The 23,737-nt window shown below is 58.6% G+C and carries 22 protein-coding genes and 1 tRNA gene; 11 read left to right on the forward strand and 12 right to left on the reverse strand.

Going from position 1 to position 23,737, the window contains the following annotated elements; all coding sequences use genetic code 11:
• Positions 1-107 precede the first annotated feature (107 nt).
• A complete protein-coding gene (locus HMPREF3153_RS11895) occupies positions 108-1,535 on the forward strand; it encodes a YhgE/Pip domain-containing protein (protein WP_070420981.1) in 1,428 nt (475 codons plus the stop codon).
• A 446-nt stretch (positions 1,536-1,981) separates the two neighbouring features.
• On the opposite strand, the gene HMPREF3153_RS11900 is transcribed toward HMPREF3153_RS11895, so the two are convergent.
• Positions 1,982-2,058, reverse strand: a tRNA-Pro gene (locus tag HMPREF3153_RS11900).
• 76 nt (positions 2,059-2,134) lie between these two features.
• Positions 2,135-3,022, reverse strand: a complete 888-nt coding sequence (locus HMPREF3153_RS11905; protein ID WP_070420982.1) for a metallophosphoesterase — start codon at positions 3,020-3,022, stop codon at positions 2,135-2,137.
• A gap of 33 nt (positions 3,023-3,055) precedes the next feature.
• On the opposite strand from HMPREF3153_RS11905, the gene HMPREF3153_RS11910 reads away from it, so the two are divergent.
• Positions 3,056-3,520 (forward strand): GatB/YqeY domain-containing protein, encoded by a 465-nt coding sequence (locus HMPREF3153_RS11910; protein WP_070420983.1) that lies wholly within the window; start codon positions 3,056-3,058, stop codon positions 3,518-3,520.
• A 72-nt stretch (positions 3,521-3,592) separates the two neighbouring features.
• Here the strand turns inward: HMPREF3153_RS11910 and HMPREF3153_RS11915 are convergent, their stop codons facing one another.
• The gene (locus tag HMPREF3153_RS11915; RefSeq protein ID WP_070420984.1) at positions 3,593-6,034 is read right to left on the reverse strand and encodes a transglycosylase domain-containing protein; all 2,442 of its coding nucleotides are present in this window, start codon (positions 6,032-6,034) and stop codon (positions 3,593-3,595) included.
• Positions 6,035-6,259: 225 nt separating this feature from the next.
• On the opposite strand from HMPREF3153_RS11915, the gene HMPREF3153_RS11920 reads away from it, so the two are divergent.
• From HMPREF3153_RS11920 to HMPREF3153_RS11930, 4 genes are read left to right on the forward strand one after another with little or no spacing between them, the layout of a single operon-like run.
• Complete coding sequence (locus tag HMPREF3153_RS11920; RefSeq protein WP_034657256.1) at positions 6,260-6,583, forward strand: WhiB family transcriptional regulator; 324 nt, start codon at positions 6,260-6,262, stop codon at positions 6,581-6,583.
• A gap of 59 nt (positions 6,584-6,642) precedes the next feature.
• On the forward strand, positions 6,643-6,801 hold the full coding sequence (locus HMPREF3153_RS12685) for a Sp36 family protein (protein WP_086892235.1): 159 nt from the start codon (positions 6,643-6,645) through the stop codon (positions 6,799-6,801).
• Positions 6,801-7,259, forward strand: coding sequence for a RidA family protein (locus HMPREF3153_RS11925; protein ID WP_070420985.1), 459 nt, complete (start codon positions 6,801-6,803; stop codon positions 7,257-7,259). Before HMPREF3153_RS12685 ends, HMPREF3153_RS11925 begins: the two co-directional genes overlap by 1 nt.
• Before the next feature lie 19 nt (positions 7,260-7,278).
• Entirely contained in the window at positions 7,279-8,091 is an 813-nt protein-coding gene (locus HMPREF3153_RS11930; protein ID WP_046645714.1) for an MBL fold metallo-hydrolase, read from the forward strand.
• Between the two features lie 66 nt (positions 8,092-8,157).
• Here the strand turns inward: HMPREF3153_RS11930 and glxR are convergent, their stop codons facing one another.
• A complete protein-coding gene (glxR, locus tag HMPREF3153_RS11935; RefSeq protein WP_046645713.1) occupies positions 8,158-8,841 on the reverse strand; it encodes a CRP-like cAMP-activated global transcriptional regulator GlxR in 684 nt (227 codons plus the stop codon).
• Positions 8,842-9,179: 338 nt separating this feature from the next.
• On the opposite strand from glxR, the gene nth reads away from it, so the two are divergent.
• The 4 genes from nth to HMPREF3153_RS11955 all read left to right on the forward strand — a co-directional run bounded on the left by nth (position 9,180) and on the right by HMPREF3153_RS11955 (position 12,414).
• On the forward strand, positions 9,180-9,860 hold the full coding sequence (gene nth / locus HMPREF3153_RS11940; RefSeq protein WP_070420986.1) for an endonuclease III: 681 nt from the start codon (positions 9,180-9,182) through the stop codon (positions 9,858-9,860).
• Between the two features lie 10 nt (positions 9,861-9,870).
• Positions 9,871-10,458 (forward strand): TlpA family protein disulfide reductase, encoded by a 588-nt coding sequence (locus HMPREF3153_RS11945; protein ID WP_070421024.1) that lies wholly within the window; start codon positions 9,871-9,873, stop codon positions 10,456-10,458.
• A complete protein-coding gene (locus tag HMPREF3153_RS11950; protein WP_070420987.1) occupies positions 10,455-11,150 on the forward strand; it encodes an NUDIX hydrolase in 696 nt (231 codons plus the stop codon). The genes HMPREF3153_RS11945 and HMPREF3153_RS11950 overlap by 4 nt, the downstream gene beginning before the upstream one ends.
• A gap of 67 nt (positions 11,151-11,217) precedes the next feature.
• On the forward strand, positions 11,218-12,414 hold the full coding sequence (locus HMPREF3153_RS11955) for a MarP family serine protease (RefSeq protein ID WP_070420988.1): 1,197 nt from the start codon (positions 11,218-11,220) through the stop codon (positions 12,412-12,414).
• Between the two features lie 123 nt (positions 12,415-12,537).
• On the opposite strand, the gene HMPREF3153_RS11960 is transcribed toward HMPREF3153_RS11955, so the two are convergent.
• From HMPREF3153_RS11960 to HMPREF3153_RS11990, 7 genes are all read right to left on the reverse strand, one after another.
• Positions 12,538-14,238: a dipeptide ABC transporter ATP-binding protein gene (locus HMPREF3153_RS11960; RefSeq protein WP_070420989.1), complete on the reverse strand. Its 1,701-nt coding sequence runs from the start codon at positions 14,236-14,238 to the stop codon at positions 12,538-12,540.
• The gene (locus HMPREF3153_RS11965) at positions 14,238-15,197 is read right to left on the reverse strand and encodes an ABC transporter permease (RefSeq protein WP_005531257.1); all 960 of its coding nucleotides are present in this window, start codon (positions 15,195-15,197) and stop codon (positions 14,238-14,240) included. Before HMPREF3153_RS11965 ends, HMPREF3153_RS11960 begins: the two co-directional genes overlap by 1 nt.
• Positions 15,190-16,116 (reverse strand): ABC transporter permease, encoded by a 927-nt coding sequence (locus HMPREF3153_RS11970; RefSeq protein WP_005531255.1) that lies wholly within the window; start codon positions 16,114-16,116, stop codon positions 15,190-15,192. Before HMPREF3153_RS11970 ends, HMPREF3153_RS11965 begins: the two co-directional genes overlap by 8 nt.
• A gap of 395 nt (positions 16,117-16,511) precedes the next feature.
• The gene (locus HMPREF3153_RS11975) at positions 16,512-18,086 is read right to left on the reverse strand and encodes a peptide ABC transporter substrate-binding protein (protein WP_070420990.1); all 1,575 of its coding nucleotides are present in this window, start codon (positions 18,084-18,086) and stop codon (positions 16,512-16,514) included.
• Between the two features lie 256 nt (positions 18,087-18,342).
• A complete protein-coding gene (locus tag HMPREF3153_RS11980; protein WP_246817204.1) occupies positions 18,343-19,722 on the reverse strand; it encodes a peptide ABC transporter substrate-binding protein in 1,380 nt (459 codons plus the stop codon).
• 453 nt (positions 19,723-20,175) lie between these two features.
• The gene (locus HMPREF3153_RS11985) at positions 20,176-21,111 is read right to left on the reverse strand and encodes an alpha/beta fold hydrolase (protein WP_070420991.1); all 936 of its coding nucleotides are present in this window, start codon (positions 21,109-21,111) and stop codon (positions 20,176-20,178) included.
• A 163-nt stretch (positions 21,112-21,274) separates the two neighbouring features.
• Positions 21,275-21,769: a phage holin family protein gene (locus HMPREF3153_RS11990; RefSeq protein WP_005531246.1), complete on the reverse strand. Its 495-nt coding sequence runs from the start codon at positions 21,767-21,769 to the stop codon at positions 21,275-21,277.
• Between the two features lie 109 nt (positions 21,770-21,878).
• Between HMPREF3153_RS11990 and HMPREF3153_RS11995 the strand changes: the two genes are divergently transcribed.
• Positions 21,879-22,592, forward strand: coding sequence for an oxidoreductase (locus HMPREF3153_RS11995; protein WP_070420992.1), 714 nt, complete (start codon positions 21,879-21,881; stop codon positions 22,590-22,592).
• Here HMPREF3153_RS11995 and HMPREF3153_RS12000 read toward each other — a convergent pair.
• On the reverse strand, positions 22,589-23,488 hold the full coding sequence (locus tag HMPREF3153_RS12000) for an HAD family hydrolase (RefSeq protein ID WP_370876094.1): 900 nt from the start codon (positions 23,486-23,488) through the stop codon (positions 22,589-22,591). The genes HMPREF3153_RS11995 and HMPREF3153_RS12000 overlap by 4 nt on opposite strands.
• Between the last annotated feature and the right edge of the window lie 249 nt (positions 23,489-23,737).

Below are 23,737 nucleotides of genomic sequence, written 5' to 3' on the forward strand. Positions count from 1 at the left end.
TAGGGGGAGAATCAGTGGGCTGAAGTTTTGGGGATTCCGTATCTTTGCCCTGGCTTAAAACGGCGCGCCTGCGTTGTTTGCCGTGGTGGTGGCGATATTTTGAAAGGATGAACTCGCGTCTCGCTGAATCGACTTCCCGCCCGTCCCGCACGCGGGGAATCCTGTTGTGCATTCTCCTCATTCTGCCGTTACTGGCGGGCGCGGCTATTGCTGGCGTCACGGGTTGGGATCCGGCTCGTTCCTGGTCGAGTGAGGGCACGGGGGCGCCCTCTGCCGCTAACGCTGATTCCGCAGCGCTTAGCGACGCCGCCCGCGCCGCCAGCGAAGCCCAAGCCCAAGCCGGCTTCCTTAAGTCCGGTACCGGCCAGCTCGCGACAGGAACTGGCAAGCTGAAGGAGGGGGCGGACGGACTTGGAGGGGGCGTCGACAAGCTGAGCTCCGGCTCGCAGGAGCTTTACGACGGCTTGGTTCAATTGCAATCCGGCACGGCACAGCTTGGCAACGGCGCGACGGAAGTGGCAAACGGTGTGGGTGCTGCGGTGGACCAGATTGTGGGGCTAAAGGTGGTGCAAGGCCAGCTGTTACAGGCCATCGATGGCACCGTTAAGGATCTAGAAGGCAATAACTCCGCAGAGGCGCGCAATATCAAGTCGCAGCTGGCTGACCTGCGTGTCCAAGTAAACAACTTCCAGCTGGATCAGAATCTAACGGACCAGCTGACCAGGCTGAAGGAGGGCTCGCGTGAGATTTCCAACCAGTTGGCTGTAAACGGCTATGGCTACCACGACGGTGTATACAAGGCTGTCGAAGGCGCAAAGCAACTCAACGATGGTACGAAGCAGCTCGATGCCAAGGTCGATGAGGCGCTGAGCGGCGTAAAGCAGCTTGATGATGGCGCGAAAAAGGTCGACGGGATGGCAAAGCAGAACCAGTCGAAGGTGCAAGAGGTGCAGCGCGCGCTGCCTGCGCCGACGGGCGGAGTCCAAGACGCGCGGCTGCTAAGCCCCGTGGTGGCCATGTTGATTGCGGTAGTGCTGACGCTGGGTGGCGCTTGTCTGGGGGCTTTTGTGGTGTGCTCGGGTCGCAGTCCGTGGTTGCCGTTGTTCGGTGGAGTAGTGGTGTTGGCAGTTTTAGCGGAGATAATGTTCTTCCTGCTGGCTACGGGTCCGACTGGTGAGGCCGCGCTGTGGGTTGGCCTAGCCGCAGTGGTGACGAGCCTTGCGTCGGCGGGGCTGACGACGGCCCTGCTGCGCTACTTTGGCAAGGTGGGCGCGGGCCTGGCAGTTGTGCTTGGTCTGGCACAGATTGCTGCGGTGGGCTGGTTCTGGAAGTCCGCTGTGGCGGCAGCTGTGGTGGGAGGAGCCTGGAAGGTTGTTATGGGCCTGCTTCCGCTGCATTGGACTACCTCGGCTCTGACCGTGGCGGGTAACGGTGGCGACCACATGCTGCTGTGGACGGCGTTGGGGGTACTTGGTGTAGTTTCGGCATTCTCATTAGGTGTTATGAAGCGCCCAACTGAAAGTTCTGAAATCTAAAAGTCCCAGGTGGCGAACCCTTTTGGTCTATGAAAATGTAGTCCAAATAGGTATTGGTTCAGAGATTTCTGTGAATGTCTTGGTTTGGTTAACGTTCCATGATGAATCAGTGCTAGGGTAAAATTGCTCACAATGCCTACTTAGGGAGTAGGCAAACGGTTTCTCCAATCCGTTGTGAGTGATAGGGAATAGGGGCGACGCGGCTGCTGTAGGGGCGCCGCGTCGTTTCCCGTTTTATTGCTTTCTGGGGGCTTTTCGTTCGCTGGGATGCGGTTGCGTCCACTCGGATCTGTGGCCTATCTGCGTAGTTGACAACGAGGGTATCATTTCTTGCCTACGGGCGTGCTTCGTTGTCAGTTATGCAGATCCGGGAGTCCAAGCCCGCAGCCCAAGCCCGCAGCCCAAGCGCAAAAGAAAAAGCCCGACTAGAAACCTAGCCAGGCTGATGGTCGGGATAACAGGATTTGAACCTGCGACCTCTTCGTCCCGAACGAAGCGCGCTACCAAGCTGCGCCATATCCCGGAAAACCGCTTTAATCGGTACCCGAATACTTTAACGCAGCCTGAGCGTCAACCACAAAACGCCAGCTGAGCGCTACCTAGCGTTCGGTGATACGCAGCAGGGTCGCCGAGGGGCGGCAGAATATCCGCACTGGCGCAAACTTCGAGGTGCCCAGGCCGTTGGAAACGTGCATTTTCATTCTGCCGAAGTCGTGGAGGCCCTGGACGCGTGCACGGTCAATGCCGCAGTTGGTTACCAGAGCATGCGAACCTGGCAAACAAATCTGCCCGCCATGCGTATGGCCAGACAGTGAAAGCTGGTAGCCATCAGCCTCAAACTTCTCCAGCACGCGCGGCTCCGGAGCATGCAGCAGCGCCAATGCCAGGTCAGCGTCCTCGTTCGGTGTGCCGGCAATCTCGGAGTAATCATCCAGGTCGTGGTGCGGATCATCAACACCAGCCACCGCCAGCTTTACATCGCCGACCTTGAACTCCACGCGGGCCTGGTTGGCGTCGTGCCAGCCGTGCTCAATAAACGCCGCACGCATGCCCTTCCATGGCAGGTCAACATAAGAGGGCTCGCGTTTCTTTCCAAACAAGTACTTAAACGGGTTGACCGGGCGCGGTGCCCAGTAGTCGTTAGTACCAAAGACAAACAAGCCCGGGCGGCTCAGCAGCGGGCCGAGCGCACGGAGAGTATCCGGTACGCCACCTTGGTCGGAGAGATTGTCGCCTGTGTTCACCACCAGGTCTGGGTCCCAGGAATCAAGGCCTGAGACCCATTCAATCTTCTTTTCTTGCCCCGGAATCATGTGCAGATCCGAGATGTGCAGGATGCGGAATTCTTCTTTCCCACGCAGCGTCCCCTTTGGGAGTAGCGGGAGCGTGTATTCCTTCAGCTCAAACTTGGTCAGTTCGGTGTAACCCCACGCCAGGGTGCCTAGGCCGGCGGCAGCAATGCCACCGATAATCGGGAGTATCTTCACCCCACACAGCCTACCTGGCGTAGATTGAAGAACATGAGCCAGCTTAAAGAAACCATTCGTGCAGATCTGAAGACCGCCATGAAGGCCCGTGAGAAGGAGCGCACCAGCGCCATCCGTTCGCTCCTCGCCGCCATCCAGGCCGAGGAAACCAACGGTTCCCGCCACGAGCTCACCGACGAGGACGTACTTAAGGTAATCTCCCGCGAGATCAAGAAGCGTCGCGAGTCCGCCGAGGTTTATGCAGAAAATGGCCGCCAGGAGCTGGCGGACGCCGAGCTTGTCGAGGTCCCCTTCTTCGAGGCGTACCAGCCGGAGCAGCTTGACGACGCCGCCCTCGACGTCCTCGTCAGCGAGGCCATCGCCGAGGTCGAGGCAGACTCCGGCGAGGCTGCCACCATCAAGCAGATGGGCAACGTCATGAAGGTTGCCACCGCCAAGGCTGCTGGCCGCGCCGACGGCAAGCGCCTATCCAGCGCAGTCAAGGCCAAGCTCGCCTAAGACGCAAAAAGAAATCCCGCCGTCTTCCTGCACTAAGCAGAGGAGGCGGCGGGATTTTCAATGCGCGTGTGCCTAGAGGCCGAAGAGGTCGCGCACGCTGTCGGCAATGGCGTCGATGTCCTCCTGGCGAATGAGCGGCGGGGGATTGCCTTGCCGCTGGTTACCGAAAGGATCCGGGGCATGCTGATCGCCACTGGTTTGATCGGTCTCCGCGCCTCGGCCACCACCGTTAGAGGAAGGCGGTGGTGCGGAAGAAGTGCCGTCGGAAAGCTGCAGCGTGATTTCCGAGCCCTTCTTTAGCCCGTCTGGACCCGTGATGGCGCGGACCACGCGGCGGTAGGGAACCCCGTTGCCCTGGACCTGCGAAACCTTGACTTGGTAGCCCTCGGATTCGAGCTTGGAGCGAGCCTCGCTCTCAGACTTGCCGCGGAGGCCATCGAGGAGGGAGTTGACTTTGCCGTCGTCATAGGCCTTGTCGTAATCGGGGACCGTGCCTGAGGCCGCGGCTGCGACGGATGAAGCCATGGAATAGAAGGTGCGGGCAGGCTCGAGGCCGCCGAAGAGATCGCCATAACCACACTGGCGGACTGGGCTGGTGCACAGTGAAGTCGTGGTGGTTCCGTCATTGTAGATGTAGGGAGCCGCAGCGATTCCGGAGTTGAATCCCAAGAATGCGGAGGACTGGTTGGATTCGGTGGTTCCCGTCTTGGCGGCTGCCTGGCCACTAAAGCCCATCATCTTGGCGGAAGCAGAAGCCGTGCCCTTGATGGTGTCCGCAGTCATGTTGTTGGCCAATGCGTTAGCGATGTTCTTGTTCAGCGCGCGCTCACAATTCGGCACCTTGAGGTAGACCTCATTGCCGTCTTTGTCCGTGATCTGCTTGATGGGGTTGGGCTCGCACCACATGCCTTCTGAGGCCAACGTAGCGCCCACGTTGGAAAGCTCAAGCGGATTCACTGCGGTAGGGCCGAGGGTGTAGGAGCCAAGGTTGGATTCCTTGATGTGCTGAGCGATCGACGTCTCTTCGTCGTAGCTGCCCTTTTCGTCGTAAGAGCGCAGACCGAGCTTAACCGACATATCCACCACGTGCTCCACGCCCACCTGTTCGATGAGCTTGATGAAGGTGGTATTCGGTGAATAAGCCAGCGCATCTTGCATCGTCATGGTTGCGGCATAGTTGCCTGCGTTCTCAACGCAGTAGCGATTAGCCGGGCAGCCTGCCGCGCCGCCGGAGCCGAGTCCCTCTGCTTCATAGCGAGTGGGGACGTCGAGCTGGTTCTTGATGCCATAGCCAGATTCCAACGCGGCTGCCGCGGTGAAGACCTTGAAGACCGAGCCGGCACCGTTGCCCACCAATGAGTGGGTCTGCGGGAGCATGGTCTCGTAGTTGTCGAGGTCCAAACCGTACTTGCGAGAAGAGACCATAGCGAGCACTTCGCGAGTGGACGTGCTGGGCTTGACTACGTTCATGACCTCAGCGACACCCGGGGTCTTGGGGTCTGTCTGGGATCGCACTGCGTTGAGCGCCTGGTCTTGGACATCAGGATCGAGAGTGGTCTTGATGGTGTATCCACCGCGTGTGAGCTGCTCGCGGGAAATTCCCTTGCTCTCTAGGTATTCGATGACGTAGTCGCAGAAGAAGCCGCGGTCTTCTGCGCTGATGCAGCCGTTGGGGAGGAGGGAAGGGCTATCGAGCACGCCCAAGTCCTGCTTGCTGTACTCATCAGCTTCGGCCTGTTCGAGAGCGCCATTATCCACCATCGACTGGAGGACCAAGTTGCGGCGGTTAATGACTTCCTGCTCGTTGGTATAAGGGTTCAGATACTCGGAAGACTGGACCATTCCGGCTAGCATCGCCGCTTGGGGCACCGTGAGCTCAGAGGCATGGATGCCAAAGTATGTGCGTGCCGCGGCTTCTACACCGTAGGAGTGGTTGCCAAAGGGGACGAGGTTTAGATAGTTGGTGAGGATCTCGTCCTTGTCCAACTCCGCATCGAGGTCGGTCGCCATGCGCATCTCGCGCAGCTTACGGGCAATGGACTGCTCGGTTGCCGCGGCGCGCTCTTCATCGGTCTTGGCGTTAACCAGTAAGAGATAGTTCTTGACGTACTGCTGGTTAAGCGTGGATGCGCCTTGGGAGACTCCACCTGCTGCTAGGTTGCTCCACAGCGCGCGAAAGTTGCCCTGGAAGTCCACGCCTTCGTGCTCGTAGAAGCGACGATCCTCGATGGCCACGATGGCCTTCTTCATGGGATCGGAAATCTTGTCGGAGCTCACCGGGTGACGGCGTTGCTCGAAAAGGTAGGCGAGGCTGTTGCCTTTGGCGTCCAGAATGGTGGTTACGCCCGGGGTGTCACCAGCAGTGAGATCCTGTAAGTCGGACTGCATGGTGTCGTTGGTACGGGCAACCGCCACGCCAGAAAGCCCCGCAAAGGGGGCAATCACTACGGCGATGAGAACTCCCGCGAGGACCGTGGAGAGGGCAATTTTTGCCAAGGATTTGATGACAGTCACGTTGAACACCCTACGTGGTGAAACTGTGAGCGGGGAATAGCAGACTCCCCCCTAAAGTGTGACGTGTTAGACAAGTGCTAACGCGTGTGAATACACTTACCGTTGTTACATAATATTCCGCCTGATGAAACATCATACTGCGAGCGATATGCGTGCGTATGGTATTTCGTCAAAATTGTTCGCAAGATTAGCGGGATAGGTAGTAGAGGAAGGAGCTACCCAGCCATGACCGTAAGCCTGAAGGTGACGGGTCCAGCCAAGTCAGTAAGTGCAACCGAGCGTGGTGAATGGGTAACTCAAGCTAAGTGTCGCAACGGTGACCCAGATGCACTCTTCGTGCGTGGTGCCGAGCAGCGTAAGGCCGCGGTCATTTGTCGCCATTGTCCAGTGCTTAATGAATGCCGCGCAGATGCACTAGACAACCGTGTTGAATTCGGAGTGTGGGGCGGTCTGACGGAGCGTCAGCGCCGTGCACTCCTGCGCAAGAATCCGCACATTACCAGCTGGGCGCACTACTTGGCTGAGGGCGGCGAACTCATCGGAATCTAGGGAAACCTAGAGCGTTATTTACGCGTCATTTTGGCTGTTAAACCGGTAGTATATGGTCTATGACTAAATGGGAATACGCTACCGCGCCAGTACTAACTCACGCGACCAAGCAGATTCTGGATTCCTGGGGTGAAGACGGCTGGGAGCTTGTCACCATCACTCCTGGTATGAATCCAGAGAACGTTGTGGCTTACTTCAAGCGTGAGGTGGAACAGTAATGAGTCATCTTTCGCGACTCGCCAAACTTGGATACTCTCTCCCGGAGGTTGCGAAGCCACTTGCGTCCTATGTTCCGGCTATTCGCGTAGGCGACCAAGTATGGACTTCCGGGCAATTGCCTGTTGTTGAGGGCGTTCTGCCAGCCACGGGCAAAGTGGGGGCGGACGTCTCGATCGAAGACGCACAGGGCTATGCACGCACTGCCGCGCTGAATGCTCTCGCAGCGATCGACTCTCTTAGTGGACTCGATAACGTCTCCCGCGTAATTAAGGTCGTGGGTTTCGTTTCTTCTGCACCTGACTTTGTTGAGCAGGCTGAAGTTATTAATGGTGCTTCCGATTTCATCAGGGAGGTTTTCGGCGAGGCTGGCACGCACGCGCGTTCTGCAGTGGGCGTGGCTGTACTTCCGAAGGATTCCCCCGTTGAGGTGGAAGTTATCGTGGAACTTTCTAAGTGATCGGATAGGCTTAATAATCATGGAGCATCCTGCATACAGCCAATTGCGTCCCGTAACCCCGTCCGTAGGCGTTGTCTTGTGCGACAACCCTAGCTACACGGCTCTCGAGGGAACTAATACGTGGATCGTTCGTGCTAACGAAGATTCAAAGGCAATCGTCGTTGACCCAGGTCCGGAGGACGAAGGTCACCTCAACGTCGTCACCGCGAAGGCGGGTGAAGTGGCGTTGATTCTTGTTACTCACCGTCATGACGACCATGCGTCTGGAGCGCAGCGTTTGCGCCAGCTTACCGGCGCGCCAATTCGAGCTTTTGACCCGAACTACTGCAATGGGGCAGAAGCGCTTGTCGACGGCGAAATTATCACCGTTGACGGCATCACCCCGCAGTTGGAGGTTGTCCACACCCCAGGCCACACCGCTGATTCGACCTCGTTCTTTGTCTGGTCTGGTGTGGCTAAGGATTCCCAGCTCGAGGGTATCCTCACGGGCGATACCATCGCTGGCCGTCACACCGTCCTGCTGTCTGAGACGGATGGTGACTTGGCGGAGTACCTTAAGACTTTGGACATGCTGGAAGAGCGCGGCAAGGACATCACTTTGATGCCGGGCCACGGCCCTGATTTGGACGATGTTTCGCAGGTCGCACGCAAGTACATTGACCGCCGCCACCACCGCCTTGAGCAGATTAAGGAAGTCTACGCACGCTTGGGCGAGGACGTTGACCTGAAGACTCTGGTGGATGAGATGTATGACGACGTTGACCCAGTTCTGCGCCATGCCGCAGAGCAGTCCACCCGTACTGCGCTGAAGTATCTGGCTGACCAGAAATAGGAATTAAGAGTAAAGCTCCTGGGAATCGGAAGTGATTCCCAGGAGCTTTATTTATGGATTTAGGCTTTAGCGAGCGCGCTTTGCCAGGTGCTCAGTGTCCACGATGAGGACGGACTTGCCCTCGAGGCGAATCCAGCCACGGTGTGCGAAGGTGGCGAGCGCCTTGTTTACGGTCTCACGGGAAGCGCCAACGAGCTGGGCGATTTCTTCTTGGGTGAGGTCATGGTTCACGCGGAGGGCGCCGCCCTCCTGAACACCGAAGCGGTTAGCCAGCTGCAGCAGAGTCTTGGCAACGCGGCCCGGAACGTCGGTGAAGATGAGGTCCGCGAGGTTAGCGTTGGTGCGGCGCAGACGGCGGGCCAGAACGCGCAGGAGCTGCTGTGCAATAGCAGGGTGATCAGAGACCCACTGCTTGAGCATCTCGGAGTTCATGGTTGCGGCCTGGACCTCGGTCACACAGACTGCGGAAGAGGTACGAGGACCCGGATCGAAGATGGACAGCTCGCCGAACATGTCAGACGGGCCCATCACAGTCAGGAGGTTCTCGCGGCCGTCCGGCGCGTGGCGGGCAAGCTTAATCTTGCCCGAGGTGATGATGTAGAGACGATCACCTGGCTCGCCCTCATCAAAGATGGTGGTTCCACGAGGGAAACGTACGGTTTCCATCTGCTCAATGAGGTTCTGTACTGCGACGGGATCAACGCCTTGGAAAATACCAGCCCGAGAAAGAATGTCCTGTACGCCTTCCACGTTTTACTCCTTGAAGTTGGCGGGGTAGTGGTGAAGAAATGCCCGGAGTCTTTCCGAGCATCTGACGCGTGTGTATCGAAAAACCAGAAGTTTTCTAGCGAGACAGGCGCGCGCCCCTTATGCAACGAATCTCATCCTACAGTGTAATTTGTCACTTTATCTAACCCTGTGAAAAATTGTCACACTTCTATGGAGGTCAGAAAAGGATGCGGGGAAAATTATCAGTCCCCGAAGACCTTTGACTCCAGCTTCTCCATGAGGATCGCAAACAGTGCGAGGGCTAGAGGCACAACGACGATCAATGAAACCATAATCAGTATCCTACTAAGCTCAAGAGAATGTTTGACTCATCGCCTGTAAGTCGAGCTCCGCGCATCAATGAGCTGCTCGCCCGAGAATACCCGGATGCTGAGTGCGAGCTGGACTTCTCCAACCCGCTTGAGCTTCTCGTGGCCACGGTGTTGTCAGCGCAATGCACTGATGCGCGCGTCAATCAGGTAACTCCCGAGCTCTTTGCCAAGTACCCGGATGCGGCGCACTATGCCGCGGCGTCGCGAAGCGACTTGGAGGCTATTCTCCGGCCGTTGGGATTTCAGCGCGCTAAAGCTGGGCATCTTATTGGCATCGGGGAGAAACTCATGGCCGATTATGGAGGTGAGGTTCCGCAGGGCATCAAGGAGCTCACGGAGCTGCCTGGCGTGGGACACAAGACGGCACTTGTAGTGCGCGGTAACGCCTTTGGGCTCCCAGGCTTGACCGTGGACACTCATTTTGGCCGGCTTATGCAGCGGATGGGGCTAAGCCAGAGCAAGACTCCGCTCAAGATTGAAAAAGACATCGCTGAACTCCTGCCGGAAGAGGAATGGACGATGTTTTCCCATCGCATCATCTTCCACGGGCGCCGCGTGTGCCATTCACGCAAGCCGGAGTGTGAAGTATGTGTGGTGCGGAAGCTGTGCCCAACCGGAGTTTTAGCAGCTCAAGGCGTGAGGAAGACCGATGTCCGAGGCGGGAAGTAGGCTGAACGGCATGAATAAGCTCACCTCATACATCGTCGGTTCAGTCATCGCGGCCATCGTCGTCGCCGTGCTGGCTTTCGTTGGTGCGCGCAACCTGCTTGGCAGTGGCGGGCAGGAGCCTGAACGCGGCGTCGATGCCCCGGCGAGTGCGTCTGCGCAGGTGGGGGAGGGAGACGTCGTCAAGCGCCCAGCGTGTCCGGAGGGCACAGTAGCGGACGTGGACCTCGAATGTTTGGGCGCGCAGGCACAAGGTGCTGCTAAGGACGTGCAAGTGGTCAATGTCTGGGCCTGGTGGTGTGAGCCGTGCCGTGCGGAACTGCCGTACATGCAGGAAGTAGCCACGGTGCATCCCGACTGGGACGTGGTGGGAGTCCACGCGGATAGCAACGCTGCGAATGGCGCCGCTTTCCTCCAGGACATTGGTATTGACCTGCCGAGTTACCAAGATGATTCCAATAAATTTGCCGGACAGCTTGGGCTCCCAGGTGTTATTCCCATTACGCTCGTTGTGTACAAGGGCGAGGTGAAGAAGCAGTACATAAAGCCCTTCGAGTCCACCGCAGACATTGAGAAAGCAGTGGAGGAGGCCCTGGCATGAGTAGGCTGAACCCAGACTTGGCGCCGCAGTGGCTACGCCCTGCCAAGGGTGTGGATGCAGCGGCGGTGCAGGAGCGCATAGGTAATCGTCACGCTACGAAGTTCGTGAAGGACCTGCCGCCGGTGCGCAAGGAGGCTGCGGTGTTGGTGCTGTTTAAGGGCACGTCCTTCGACGATGGCGAGGTGTTGCTGACGCACCGTTCGCCGTCGCTGCGCTCGCATTCCGGACAAATCGCTTTCCCAGGTGGGCGCCGCGATCCCGAGGACGCCACGCTTGTCGACGTTGCCTTGCGCGAAGCGTGGGAGGAAACCGGCCTGGAAAGCTCCACGGTCACGCCGCTGGAGCAATGGAACCAGTTGCAGATTCGAGCCACCGGTAACCCGGTAAGCCCCGTTACCGCCTTTTGGCACGCTCCTGGAAAGGTGTGGGCGGCGAGCCCCGATGAAACCGACGACGTATTCACCTTTCCGCTGCGCGAACTGGCGGAACCCACTAATCGCTTGATGGTGGGCTTTGGCCCGTGGAAGGGGCCGGCATTTCGCGCCAACGACTATTTGATCTGGGGTTTTACTGGGGGGATTCTCTCCGCCATCTTGGAGCACGCTGGCTGGGAGAGCGAATGGGATAACAATTCGGTGCATGATCTGCACGGCGCACTCAAGCGTTCGCGAAATAATGAGAAGATGACCTAGCTAAAATGGCCTTCGCGTTTGTGCTCTAAGTGGGCCGCGCGTTTACCGAAGAAAGAACCTTTGCCCCGTGACCCTGACCCTCGTATTAGACATCCTCATCGTGGTGGCAGTTTTGCTTGCCCTCTGGGCGGGCTGGCGCCAGGGCGCGATTTCTGCTGTCTTGTCATTTGTTGGCATCGTAGCCGGCGTTGTGTTGGGTACCGTGTTGGCGCAATTCGCCATACGGCTGACAGACCAGGCTGCCTTGCGTTTTCTACTCGCCATCGGTGTGCTCATCATGATGGTGGGCATTGGTCAGCTAATCGGTGCGAGTATCGGTGCCCGTTTGCGCGATAGGATGCGCACCCGCAAGAAACAGCGGGTGGATTCTTTCATCGGCGCGGGATTTCAGGCCGTTGCCGCGGTCTTCGTTATTTGGCTGATCTCCTTGCCTTTGGCTTCGAACGTGGGCGGCGCGCCAGGCCGTGCCTTGCGGGAATCACATATTTTGAGCGTGCTCAATGGGGCTGCACCAACGCAGTTGGCGTCGTTGCCCAATGGCGTTGCGGCGGTACTCAACGAGTCAGGACTGCCGCCGCTGGTTTCGCCGTGGCAGGATTCCGGCAGGGCCGTCGAGGTGGCGGCCCCAGCACAGGACGTTAATGATCCTGCTCTGGTGGAACGCCTGCGACCTTCGGTCATTCACGTGCTTGGCGACGCCGAGGTCTGCTCCCGCCGCCTCATGGGTTCCGGCTTCGTAGCAGCTGATGACTACGTGATCACTAACGCGCACGTAGTTGCCGGTACCGAGAAGGTCCATCTGGATACGGTCCTTGGCCTGCGCCAAGCAGAGGTGGTCTATTACAACCCCAATGTGGATATCGCCGTCTTGCACAGCGACAATCTGGGCATCAGCCCTCTCGATTGGGCGCCGACTCCAGCTGATACCGGTGACGACACTATGGTCATGGGCTTCCCGCACTCCGGCCCCTTCGCGGCAAGGATGGCACGCGTGCGCGAACGCATCACCATTGCGGGACCTGATATTTATTCCAAGGGCCGCGTGGAGCGCGATGCTTACACGGTCCGCGGCAGCATCCGCCAGGGCAACTCGGGCGGGCCGCTGGTCAATACCGATGGCCAAGTCCTCGGCGTTGTGTTTGGTGCTTCCGTCGAAGACTCGGAGACCGGCTACGCACTGACCGCTGACGAGGTAAACAAGCACATCGGCGACATCACCCAGCTGAGTCGGCCCGTAGATACCGGCAACTGCGTGGCTGGCTAGAAGCCCTAAGCCCCAATCTGCGCCATAGAGAAAGACCCTGCTTATCGCATTCCTGAGGGGGAAGAATAAGCAGGGCCTTTGTGACGGCCTGCGGTGTGCTGTGGTGCACCGAGGGGGGAGGTGTTACTCCTTGGCCAATCCGAGGTTGGAGCCAGTGCCGATCTCGAGGTGCATGCCCGGAACCGAGTTGATGAGGTTGCGGGTGTATTCCTCTTGTGGGTTGTTGAAGATGGAAGCGGAGGTGCCTGCCTCCATGACTTGGCCCTTCTTCATAACCACAATGTCATCGGCCGTCTGGCGGACAACTGCCAGATCGTGCGTGATGAAGAGGTAAGACAGCTTTAGCTCAGACTGCAGCTCGGCCAGCAGCTGGATGATCTGGTTCTGCACCAGAACGTCCAGTGCGGAGACTGCCTCGTCGAGGACGATGACCTCTGGGCGCAGCGCCAAGGCGCGGGCGATGGCGATACGCTGGCGCTGACCGCCGGAGAGCTCGTTCGGGTAGCGGCGCATCGCAGAACGCGGCATGGCCACCATGTCGAGCAGCTCAGCCACGCGGGCCTCACGCTCCTTACGGCTTCCCACCTTGTGCAGAGCCAGCGGCTCTTCGATGCACTTGAAGATGGAGTACATCGGGTCCAGGGAGCCATACGGGTTCTGGAAGACGACCTGCATCTTGCGGCGCAGGTTGAACAGTTCTTTCTTGGAGAGCTTGGAAGTGTCTTTGCCTTCGAACTCGATGGTGCCGGAGGTTGGCTCCAGCAGGCCCAGGACCATGTTGGCCACGGTGGACTTACCCGAACCGGACTCGCCCACGAGCGCCATGGTGGTGCCGCGGCGGATGTCGAAGGAGACATCGTCAACTGCCTTAAGCAGCTTCTTCTCGCCGCGCTGACCACGAATATCAAATTCCTTGGTCAGGTTGCGTACGGAGATGACGGTTTCTTCCTCAATGTTGGCAGCGTGGCTTGCAGTGCCGGTCTTGAGCTCCTCGGTCTCGATTCCGGCTTCTTGGGCCGCACGGATGCGGGAGGAAGCGAGGGAAGGAGCCGCGGTGACCAGACGGCGGGTGTAGGGGTGCTCAGGGTCGCGCAGGATGTCTCGCGAGGGGCCAGATTCCACGATGCGGCCGCGGTGCATAACGATGAGGTGCTCAGCACGCTCTGCCGCGAGGCCCAAGTCGTGGGTGATGAACAGAACCGCGTTGCCGAGGGACTCGGTGAGGTGCTCGAGGTGGTCCAGGATGGTCTTCTGCACGGTCACGTCGAGTGCCGAGGTCGGCTCGTCGGCGATAAGAAGCTTCGGGCGAGCGGCCAGGCCGATACCGATGAGCGCGCGCTGGCGCATACCACCGGAGAACTCGTGCGGGTACTGCTTGGCGCGACGCTCGGCGTCGGGAAGCCCAGCTTCCTCAAGGATCTCCACCACGCGCTTCCCGCGCTCGGAGCCCTCAATCACGTTGTTGGCCTTGAGGGATTCCTCAACCTGGGTGCCAATACGCCACACTGGGTTCAGGTTGGACATTGGATCTTGCGGGACCAAGCCGATCTTGTTGCCGCGGAGGGCCTCGAACTGCTTGTTGTTGTAGTGGGTGATGTCCTCGCCCTCGAAGAGGATCTGACCCTTGGTGACCTTGCCGGTGCCCGGTAGAAGGCCCAGGATGGACATAGCGGTGGTGGACTTACCGGAGCCGGACTCGCCCACGATTGCCACGGATTGGCCTGGGTAGATGCTCAGGTTGACGCCACGAACTGCCTCGACGGTACCGGTGGAGGTCTCGAAGGAGATGTGGACGTCCTTCATTTCAAGTAGCGGCTTATTCATTAGCGATTCCTTGCCTTCGGGTCGAGGGCGTCGCGAACGACGTCACCCATCATGATGAAGCTCAGAACGGTCAGGCCCAGGGCGCCTGCCGGGTAGAACAGGACGGCCGGGTTAACACGCAGGGAAGCCTGTGCGTCAGAGATGTCTCCGCCCCAGGAGACGAACGTGGACGGCAGACCGATGCCCAGGAAGGACAGGGTTGCCTCGGCGACGATGTAGGTACCCAGCGCCACGGTGGCGTAGGAAATAATCGGCGCTGCAGCGTTCGGCAGGATGTGGCTGAAGAGGATGTGGATGTTCGACGCGCCGATAGAGCGCGCGGACTGCACGTATTCCTCGTTCTTGATGGAGACCACGGCGCCACGCGTAATACGGGCGATGGAGACCCAGCCGAACAGACCAAGGACCAAGACCACCGTGATGATGGTGCGGTGCTCCTTGAACATCTGCATAACAACGATTGCCGCCAGAACCAGCGGAATAGCGAAGAAGATGTCGGTGATGCGGGAGAGAACGGAGTCAATCCATCCACCGAAGAAGCCGGCTACGGCGCCCACTAGGGCGCCGATGATGACCACGAGAATCGTGGTCAGCACGCCTACGGTTACAGAGGCACGTGCGCCATAGATGACGCGCGCATAGATGTCGCAACCCTGGCGGTTAAATCCGAAGGGGTGACCGGACTCGGCAGGAGCGAGCGACTTGGACAGCTCGCACATGCGTGGATCGGTGTTGGTGAACAGACCTGGGAACAGCGCCAGCAGGACTGCGATAACGATCATGGTGGCCGCAACCCAGAAGAGCGGGCGGCGGCGCAGGTAGCGCCATGCCTCTCCCCATTGGGAAGAAGGAGCAGACTCGTCCTTGACGGCGTCGACAGCGCCGAGACCGGTTTCGTCGACCTCGTTGACGTAGTGCTCTTGGCCAGGGTACTGAGTAGTCTTTTCGAAATTAGGCATAACGGATCCTCGGGTCGAGTACTGCGTAGAGGAGGTCAACCAGCAGGTTGGCGATGATGTAGATGATCACCAAGACCGTGGTGAAGGAAACGATGGTGGTCGGCTCACCACGCAGGATGGCCTGGTACATGGTTCCGCCAACGCCGTTGATGCCGAAGATGCCCTCGGTAACGATGGCACCGGTCATCAGGGAGCCGATGTCGGCACCGATGAAGGTAGCCACTGGAATCAGGGAGTTGCGCAGGACGTGGCGGCGGGTGACGGCACCACTGGAAAGGCCCTTTGCGCGGGCGGTACGCACGTAGTCTGCGCGGAGGTTCTCAGCAACAGACTGGCGGGTCAGGCGGATGACATATGCCAAGGAGAGCGCACCCAGCACCATTGCTGGCATGAGGAGCGACTCAAAGCTGGCCTTCGCGCCCACCGTCACCGGAAGGAGCTGCCATTTAATACCCACGAGGTACTGGAAGACAAAGCCGATGACGAAGGAAGGCACTGCGATGACGAGCAGGGAAGCGACCAGGACGGTGGAATCGAAGATTCCTCCGCGGCGCATACCGGCGATGACGCCGAACAGGATGCCGAAGACTGTTTCAAAGACAATGGCCATGAGCGTGAGCTTCACCGTAACTGGGAAAGCATTGGCCATAACTTCGGTGACGGGGATTCCGGAGAAGGTGGTTCCGAAGTCCAGCATGAAAATGCCCTTGATGTAGAGCAGGTACTGGACAATAAACGGCTTGTCGAGGTTGTATTCGGCCTCGATCCTAGCGCGAGCTGCCTCGGTGAGACCGCGGTCGCCGCCCAGGGCTTCGACCGGATCGCCGGGCATCAAGAAGACAAGTGCGTAGATGAGGAGGGTGGCTCCGAAGAACACCGGAATCATCTGGAGCACTCGTCGCCCGATATAGCGCAACATAGTGTTGTCCTTTACTAGTTGTGAGCATGCGCTTGCCGACGCCGCGCGATCGAGAAGGTCGCGACCCTGGGTAAGGGTTGTGGCAGAGGCTGCTACGCGTGTCTTGAGAGTTTGCCTGTCGTGGCTACAGGGAATCCTAGTTTGTGATCTCGCTCAATGAGTAATCTCTGAATCTGTGCGCATCACAGAAAAGTGTGGTTTCTAGTGGTTGGCAGGTTGGTATATTTTAGCCGCTGGTAGCCGCATAAATGTGGAATATGCAGGCATTTTCAATTTATTCATGGGGGTAAAAATAGGGGGCACCCGCTCTGTACTTGAAGCGACAGATGGGGGTGCCCTTTGCCCTAAGTGGTGAGCAGGCTCACCCTATATTGGGCGATGCTGCTGCGGAAAGGCTAGGCCTTAGAAATCTCCCAGAACGGGATAGTGCCGTTCCAGCTGACCGCGACGTTGTTGACGGACTCGGACCAACCGATCGTGGTGTTCGGGTACCACAGCGGGACGGCGGGCAGATCCTCGAAAAGGATCTGCTGGATTTGCTCGTTAACCTTTACGGCCTCTTCGGGGGAGCTGGACGCTGCCTTGTCGATGAGGGAGTCGAGCTCTGGGTTGGAGTAGTCGGCATCGTTGTTGCCGGCGCCGGTGCCGTACAGGGGGCCGATAAAGGCGCTGGTGGCCGGGTAGTCGGCGGACCAGCTGGATCGGGTTGCGCCCTTAGCGGTGCGGTTCTTAACTTCGTCACGGAAGGACTTGAAGTCAGGGTACGGATTACCCACGGACTCGATGCCCAGAGCGTTCTTGATGGAGTTTGCCACGGCGTCGACCCAAGCCTTGTTGTTGCCGTCAGCGTTGTAGGAAATCGGCAGCGTCCCTTCGAACTTGCTGATCTTGTCCGCCTTGTCCCACAGCTCCTTCGCCTTGGCGGGATCGTAGTTGAGCACGTCGGAGCCCTTGATGGAGTCGTTGTAGTTCGGGATCGCCGGCGAGGTGAAGTCCTTGGCTGCGGTTGCGGTGCCCTTGTAGATGACCTCGGTGATCTCGTCGCGGTTGATGGCGTGGGAGATGGCCTGGCGGCGCAGCTTGCCCTCTTCACCAGAGAAGTGGTCGAGGTTTTCGTTAAGGGTCAAAGCAACCTGGCGGGCGGAGGCGTCGGAAGTGGAACGGCCGGCGAGCTCCTGCTCGTAAGTGGAGAATGCGGAGTCTGGGATAGCATCCAATACGTCGAGGTTGCCGGAGAGCAGGTCAGCGTAGGCGGCGTCGCCTTGGGCGTAGAAGGTGAACTTCACGCCTTCGTTCTGAGCTGTGCGATCGCCGGTGTACTCCGGGTTCTTGACCACTGTGGCGTCAACGTTGTGGTTCCAGGAATCCAGCATGTATGGGCCGTTGCCGATTGGGTTCTCGCCATAACCATCGATGTCGGCGAAGGCGGACTCGTGCATCGGGAAGTAGGCGTCGTAGCCCAGGCGGCTGACGAAGTCGGCGTCGGGTGCGGCCAGCTCGATGGTGAAGGTGGAGTCATCGATGACCTTCAGTCCCTCCATGGACTTAGCGCCCTCTTTGTAGCCCTTGATCATTTCGAAGAAGTACGCGTTGTTGAAGTTCTTCCCAACGGCGTAGTTCCACGTATCGACGAAGTCCTTCGAAGTGACCGGCGAGCCATCGGAGAACTTGGTGTCCTTGAGCTTGACTGTGAAGACAGTGTTGTCCTTGTTGGGCTCGATGGACTCGGCGACGTCCATGTGGGTCTTGCCGGCGTTGTCGTAGTAGACCAAGCCGGCATAGATCAGCTTGGTTAGGCGTCCGCCACCATTTTCGTTGGTGTTTGCCGGGATTAGCGGGTTCTGCGGCTCGGCTCCGTTGGCCAAGACGATTCCGTCAGAGGAACCGCCGTTGTCGGAGGAGCCACAAGCAGCCAGGGAAACCGAGGCCGTGGCTACGGCTAGGAAAGCGAGAGTCTTCTTGAGATTCATGCAGTTGTACCTTTCACGCGGTGCGTAGGGAAACATCGCATTTAGACTAGAAGCACTGCATAGAAGATCCAAAAATTAGCGGGATGAAAGTTATTCTTGCTTCCGAGCATGCAACGGCGGAAAACCGTGCATATTTTATGAATAAGACTCAGGAAATGGCGAAGCTAAGGGGGCGTCGCCAAGCGAACAAAAAGCTCCGTCTCCCAGACAGGAGACGGAGCTTTGCGTTGCGCGAGTCTAAAGCTTAACGCAGAACTTAGTTCTTGGTGATCTCGTAGTAGACCGGGACGCCCTTCCAGTTGAAGGAAGCGTTGCTTACAGCCTCGGAGAAGCCACCAGTGGCGTTCGGGTACCACAGCGGGATGGCTGGGAGATCTTCGAACAGCAGCGACTGAGCCTCGTTGTACTTCTTAGCGGCCTCTTCCTGGGAGGAGGACTTTGCAGCCTCAACGAGCAGCTTGTCGAACTCTTCGTTGGCGTAGTCACCGTCGTTCGAGGAACCGCCGGTCTGGTACAGCGGAGCAAGGAAGTTGCCCAGGGATGGGTAGTCTGCCTGCCAACCGGTACGGAAAGCGGTCTTGATGGTGCGGTTGGTTACCTCGTCACGCAGGGACTTGAAGTCTGGGTAAGGAGCGCCAACGGCCTCGATGCCCAGGGTGTTCTTGATGGAGTTGGACACTGCATCAACCCAGCTCTTGTGGCCACCGTCAGAGTTGTAGGCAATCTCGAAGGATGGGGAAGCCCACTTGTTGATCTTGTCAGCCTCAGCCCACAGCTTCTTAGCCTTCTCTGGGTCGTACTTCACGACTTCGTTGCCCTTGATGTCCTCGGAGTAACCCGGGAGAACTGGGGAGGTGAAGTCCTTGGCAGGAGTGCGAGTGCCCTTGAAGATGGTCTCGGTGATCTCCTCGCGGTTGATTGCGTAGGAGATGGCCTGGCGGCGCAGCTTGCCCTCTTCACCGGAGAAGTGCTCGAGGTTCTCGCCGATGGTGAAGGACTGGAAGCCAGCGTAAGGCTGGTTGACTGCACGGTCGCCGAGGTCAGCCTCGTAGACGTCGAAAGCGGAGTCCGGAACGGAGTCTAGGAGATCCAGGTTGCCGGAGAGTAGGTCAGCGTAAGCAGCGTCGTTGTCAGTGTAGAAGACGAACTTCACGCCGTCGTTGGCAACTTTCTGGCCACCCTTGTATTCCTCGTTAGGAACGACGGTTGCGTCCTGGTTGTGGTTCCACTCGGAGAGCTTGTATGGGCCGTTGCCGATTGGGTTCTGGCCGAAGGCGTCCATGTCCTCGAAAGCAGACTCGTGCAGCGGGTAGAACGCGGAGTAACCGAGCTGAGCTGGGAAGTCCTGCTCTGGGTTGGTCAGGGTGACAGTGAAAGTAAGATCGTCGACGACCTTGAGGCCCTCGAGCTCCTTGACGCCTTCCTTGTAGCCCTTGATGTTGTCGAAGAAGGATGCGTTGAGCTGGTCGTTTGCTACGGCGTAGTTCCAAGCGTCAACGAAGTTCTTTGAGGTAACCGGGGAGCCGTCGGAGAAGTTGGTCTCCTTGAGCTTGATGGTGAACTCGGTGTTGTCATCGTTGGGCTCGATGGACTCGGCGATTTCGTTTTGAGCCTTGCCCTCAGAGTCGTAGTACACGAGGCCGGAGTAGATGGAGTCAACGATGCGGCCACCGCCGGTCTCATTGGTGTTTGCAGGAATCAGCGGGTTTTGTGGCTCGCTGCCCCAAGCGGTGATTAGGTTGTCGCCGCTAGCGGATCCACCTGCGGCGCTGTCGTTGCTGTCGCTGCCACATGCCGCGAGGGTAAGGGCTACGGAAGCTGCCGATACGACAGCAAGCGTTTTTTGATCGTCATAAGGGGGAGAGACCTCCGAATTGCGTAGAGCATTGGATGAACATTTGCGAACCTTTTAGGTTTGAAATGAAGTTACCTTGTGTTCACGCACACATTCAAGAGTTTGTAATTTATAAACATGTGATAAAAACTATAAGTCGCTAGTTAGTATCCCGTGAACTGGGATTTTAGGCTTAAAAATAAAGAAAAAGCCACCCCCTGTGTGGGGTGGCGCTCGGGATAGATTAACTGTTACTTATTTCGCACATTCCCAATCATGCGAGTTGAGCCATTCGCTGACCATCGTTGCGAAGGCTGCGGGCGACTCAATGTGGGGCAGGTTCTTGGTCTGAGCGATGGTGGCGTTCCGGAACGCGCTTGCCGTGCGTTTCTCAGCGCGGCGCACGAGTGGGCGCCACAGTTGTTGCTTGGGATGCAGGTACAAAACCGGCGCTTCGACCTTCGAGTCGATCCAGCTTAACGGTGGCACGGCGGTGCGCATGCGGTGGTTCCACAGGATCCCACGGCGGACGTTTCCTATCTGCGAGGCTTGAATGCGCAGCTTGGCGACGTCGCCCCGGCGCTCAGCTGGGAACTTTGAATCCGTATTGAGGGCCAGCTCCTTTTCATAAGTGGAGGGACGCATTAAGGGGTTATGCCGGCGGATGGGCCCTGCTAGGCGGCATAGGCCTGCGCGCAGTAGCAGCCACCCGAAGTCCCATGGGCGGGCGGCCATGGCGCGGCGCAGATCGACGGGGTGGGACGCGGAAACAGAGACTAGTCCCAAGGTACGTTCGGGGCGTTCGCAGGCCACGGCCCATGCAATGGCACCACCGGAATCTGCACCGACTAGGTATGCGGAATCGTGGCCCAATGCCTGGATGGCGCCCGTGATGTCACCGACCATCGCGCGAATGTCCTGGCCTACCTCCACTGGGGGCTTGTCCGACATTCCGAAACCGCGCATATCGAGGGCAGCGACGTGGAAGCCTTGCTCAGCAATGGGGGCGATGACGTCCTTGAAATCGAACCACCCGCCGAAGGAACCATGCAGGAGGAGGACGAGCGGATCGCTCGGTGACCCAGCGGTCGCTGCATGCAGCCTGATGCCACGGGTGTGCACAAACTCGTGCGTGAAGGGGCCTTCGAGCTCAACTACTGAAGGGGGCAACGGCGCAGGAGTCTGGGCCATGGGAACGGTTTCCTTTCTTTCCTTGTCTTATAAAAGCTAAACCCGCCCGAGCTAGAGAGCTCGGGCGGAGAGATTCAGCCTCGGGCGGAGAAGATCAGCCTCGGGCGGAGAAAATTAGCCTCGGGCGGAGACAAGCGAAGTTGGAAAGTGCTGCTAAATGGTTTTAGGTGTACAGGCCGCGTTCAACGGACTTGGTTGCCTTGCCTGGGACTAACTTCTTGAGTTCCTTGGTGGACTGGATGGTCTTCTCAGGTGCCTTAACCTTCTTGATGTTCTTGAAGCCGATAAAGCCCACGATGGCTGCGAGAACCAGCATGATGAGGAAGACGATCAGGAACGCTGCCCAGCGATCGAGCCAGAGGTCGAGCAGCTCCGCAAGGAAGAAGAAAAAGAAGAAAGAGCTGTACAGCGCGATGGTGCCAGCGACGCCGAACATGCCGGCACCGATGCCGCCCTTCTTGGCGGATTGAGCAAGCTCGGTCTTGGCGAGCTCAACCTCGGAGCGGACGAGCTGAGACATCTGCTCGGTAGCGTTGGAGACCAGCTGTCCCACGGATACCTCACCGGGCCTCGAGGTATCTGCATCGCTGAGCGGGATAGCATTGACCTTCGGTGCGAATTGGTCCGATCCGTCAGTGAATAGTCCGTCGTTGCTCACGGTTAGTAACTCCTAGCGTTTGTCTAAATCTGTAGTGGCCATAGTAGTGAAACCTGACAACTGCGTGTGTGAGGAATCGCAGAGGCCGCACACGTCTATCCTAGAGGATATGGCAGAAAATGACCCGTTGGCCCCGCTCTTTGCATTACCTGGGGTGGAAAATGCGGCTGCGCAAGCGGTTCAGAAAATTTCTCGCGCACATCGCCGCCCGGCGGGTTTACGGAAATTCGATGTTATTTCCGCAGAGTCCGCGATGCGCGGCGCACGGGCCGCGGTGTTCGTCGAAGGCCTAACTATCTCCCCGAATTTGCAGCCCGAAGATGCGGCCGACGGGCCCCTTGCAAACGCTATTAGTACCTACTCGGTGCTGGCGCCCGAGGTGCAATCGACTACTGTGCGCACCTTTGCGCGCTCGCCGCTCCAGGTTCTCGCGCGACTCGACGTTGTGGCGGGCGGAACAGGCATTCCGGCGGCGTCGGGCGCCGCGCGTGTCCAAGCCTTGGCGCGTCTCATCAGCGGTGTTAGCGGAATGGCTTTTGACCGGTTGCTCCCAGTGGTGTTGCATGCGGAGCTCGCTGCTTACGGCGTCTTTGGCTCACGCAGTCACCTCATCGGCATGGTTGCAGCCCGCATCGCGGCGATTCACAGTGGCTTCGACCCGCGTGGCTTTGCGGTCCCCGAAACCTACTACAACCGCCACCGCGATGAGTATTGGGAAGCCATCAGCGCTTATCCGGAGCAGCCTGGCAAAACCTTGGAGTTTCTGTTTAAGGCGTGGATTGCGGGCGGGGAAGAAGCGGACGGCATCGCGCGGTCGGCCTAGGCGCTGTTCTTGGGTTCCCAGAAGGCCGAGGGGCGTTGGGACAGCCACAGGCCAGCCGCCACAACTGCGGCGATTCCGGCCACTACTGCGGAACCGATGCCTACTTCCTTCGCGCCGGGCATCGTAAAGAGGGGGACCGGGTCCTTGAAAGTGCGGATGTCCCAGCCTTGTTCCAAGGCGTGCTTTTTCATGTGTCGGTCAGGATTGACCGCAACGGGGTGGCCCACCATTGCGAGCATCGGGATGTCTGTGGCCGAATCGGAGTATGCATAGGACTCGCCGAGATCGACGCCCAGTTCCTCCGCGATGTCACTTATTGATTGCGCCTTGGCAGGCCCTTTGCAATAGAAGAGGATTTCCCCGGTAAAGCGGCCGTCGCTTTCTTCTAGCTCGGTGGCTGCCACGCGCGTGATGCCGAGCTCCTTGGCGATGGGGCGCACCAGCGCTGATGCGGAAGCTGAGATGATGACCACCTCGTGGCCCGCCGATTGATGGAACGTGATGAGCTCGCGGGCCTCGGCATAAATGGCCGGGGTGACCACGTTGTGCATCGTCTCAGCCACGATGTTGTGGACCTCATCCACCGACCAACCTGCGACCATTGCTGCTAACTGGTCGCGGGTGGCGTCCATCTGTTCGCTGGATTGGCCTGCAAACATGTAGCCCGCTTTTGCAATCGACATTTGCAGGGCTTCCGATGGCGTGATGAGTCCGTTGTGCATGAACTCCTTGCCGAAGGCGAATGCGGAGGAAGTGGCGATAATGGTTTTATCCAGATCGAAGAAAGCAGCCACGCGGGAATCGCCGCTGGGCACGGAGGAATCGGCAGCGGTGGAGGCGGCTTCCGTGCCGATAGCTTCAGCACGGTGGGGATCGGGAATCATACTGTGACCAATGTTAAGGGTGTTACGCGCTGGCGGCAAGGTTGGCGGAACTTTGTGATTTCTCTCGTTAGGCATTTGGTCTGGGGCCTTGGGTGCCTTGCGCCGTGGTTGCTGTTGTCAATGGCCCGCTTCCATGCCATAATGAGCGGTGCAAGGCCCCGATATACTGTGCGGCCTGCCCCGGCTCACCCCCCCCCGATGCCGGGTTACCGATGACCCGCGCACACCCCCCCGAGGCGCGGGTCATCATCTATTTCCGCC

The sequence above is a fragment of the Corynebacterium sp. HMSC06C06 genome, from assembly GCF_001807295.1.
Classification (GTDB): Bacteria; Actinomycetota; Actinomycetes; order Mycobacteriales; family Mycobacteriaceae; genus Corynebacterium; species Corynebacterium striatum.

Excerpts from the sequence above, each read along its gene's own strand:
- HMPREF3153_RS11895 (WP_070420981.1), top strand. The coding sequence starts at position 108 with ATGAACTCGCGTCTCGCTGAATCGACTTCCCGCCCGTCCCGCACGCGG.
- HMPREF3153_RS11910 (WP_070420983.1), top strand. The coding sequence starts at position 3,056 with ATGAGCCAGCTTAAAGAAACCATTCGTGCAGATCTGAAGACCGCCATG.
- HMPREF3153_RS11920 (WP_034657256.1), top strand. The coding sequence starts at position 6,260 with ATGACCGTAAGCCTGAAGGTGACGGGTCCAGCCAAGTCAGTAAGTGCA.
- HMPREF3153_RS12685 (WP_086892235.1), top strand. The coding sequence starts at position 6,643 with ATGACTAAATGGGAATACGCTACCGCGCCAGTACTAACTCACGCGACC.
- HMPREF3153_RS11925 (WP_070420985.1), top strand. The coding sequence starts at position 6,801 with ATGAGTCATCTTTCGCGACTCGCCAAACTTGGATACTCTCTCCCGGAG.
- HMPREF3153_RS11930 (WP_046645714.1), top strand. The coding sequence starts at position 7,279 with ATGGAGCATCCTGCATACAGCCAATTGCGTCCCGTAACCCCGTCCGTA.
- nth (WP_070420986.1), top strand. The coding sequence starts at position 9,180 with ATGTTTGACTCATCGCCTGTAAGTCGAGCTCCGCGCATCAATGAGCTG.
- HMPREF3153_RS11945 (WP_070421024.1), top strand. The coding sequence starts at position 9,871 with ATGAATAAGCTCACCTCATACATCGTCGGTTCAGTCATCGCGGCCATC.
- HMPREF3153_RS11950 (WP_070420987.1), top strand. The coding sequence starts at position 10,455 with ATGAGTAGGCTGAACCCAGACTTGGCGCCGCAGTGGCTACGCCCTGCC.
- HMPREF3153_RS11960 (WP_070420989.1), bottom strand. The coding sequence starts at position 14,238 with ATGAATAAGCCGCTACTTGAAATGAAGGACGTCCACATCTCCTTCGAG.
- HMPREF3153_RS11965 (WP_005531257.1), bottom strand. The coding sequence starts at position 15,197 with ATGCCTAATTTCGAAAAGACTACTCAGTACCCTGGCCAAGAGCACTAC.
- HMPREF3153_RS11970 (WP_005531255.1), bottom strand. The coding sequence starts at position 16,116 with ATGTTGCGCTATATCGGGCGACGAGTGCTCCAGATGATTCCGGTGTTC.
- HMPREF3153_RS11975 (WP_070420990.1), bottom strand. The coding sequence starts at position 18,086 with ATGAATCTCAAGAAGACTCTCGCTTTCCTAGCCGTAGCCACGGCCTCG.
- HMPREF3153_RS11985 (WP_070420991.1), bottom strand. The coding sequence starts at position 21,111 with ATGGCCCAGACTCCTGCGCCGTTGCCCCCTTCAGTAGTTGAGCTCGAA.
- HMPREF3153_RS11995 (WP_070420992.1), top strand. The coding sequence starts at position 21,879 with ATGGCAGAAAATGACCCGTTGGCCCCGCTCTTTGCATTACCTGGGGTG.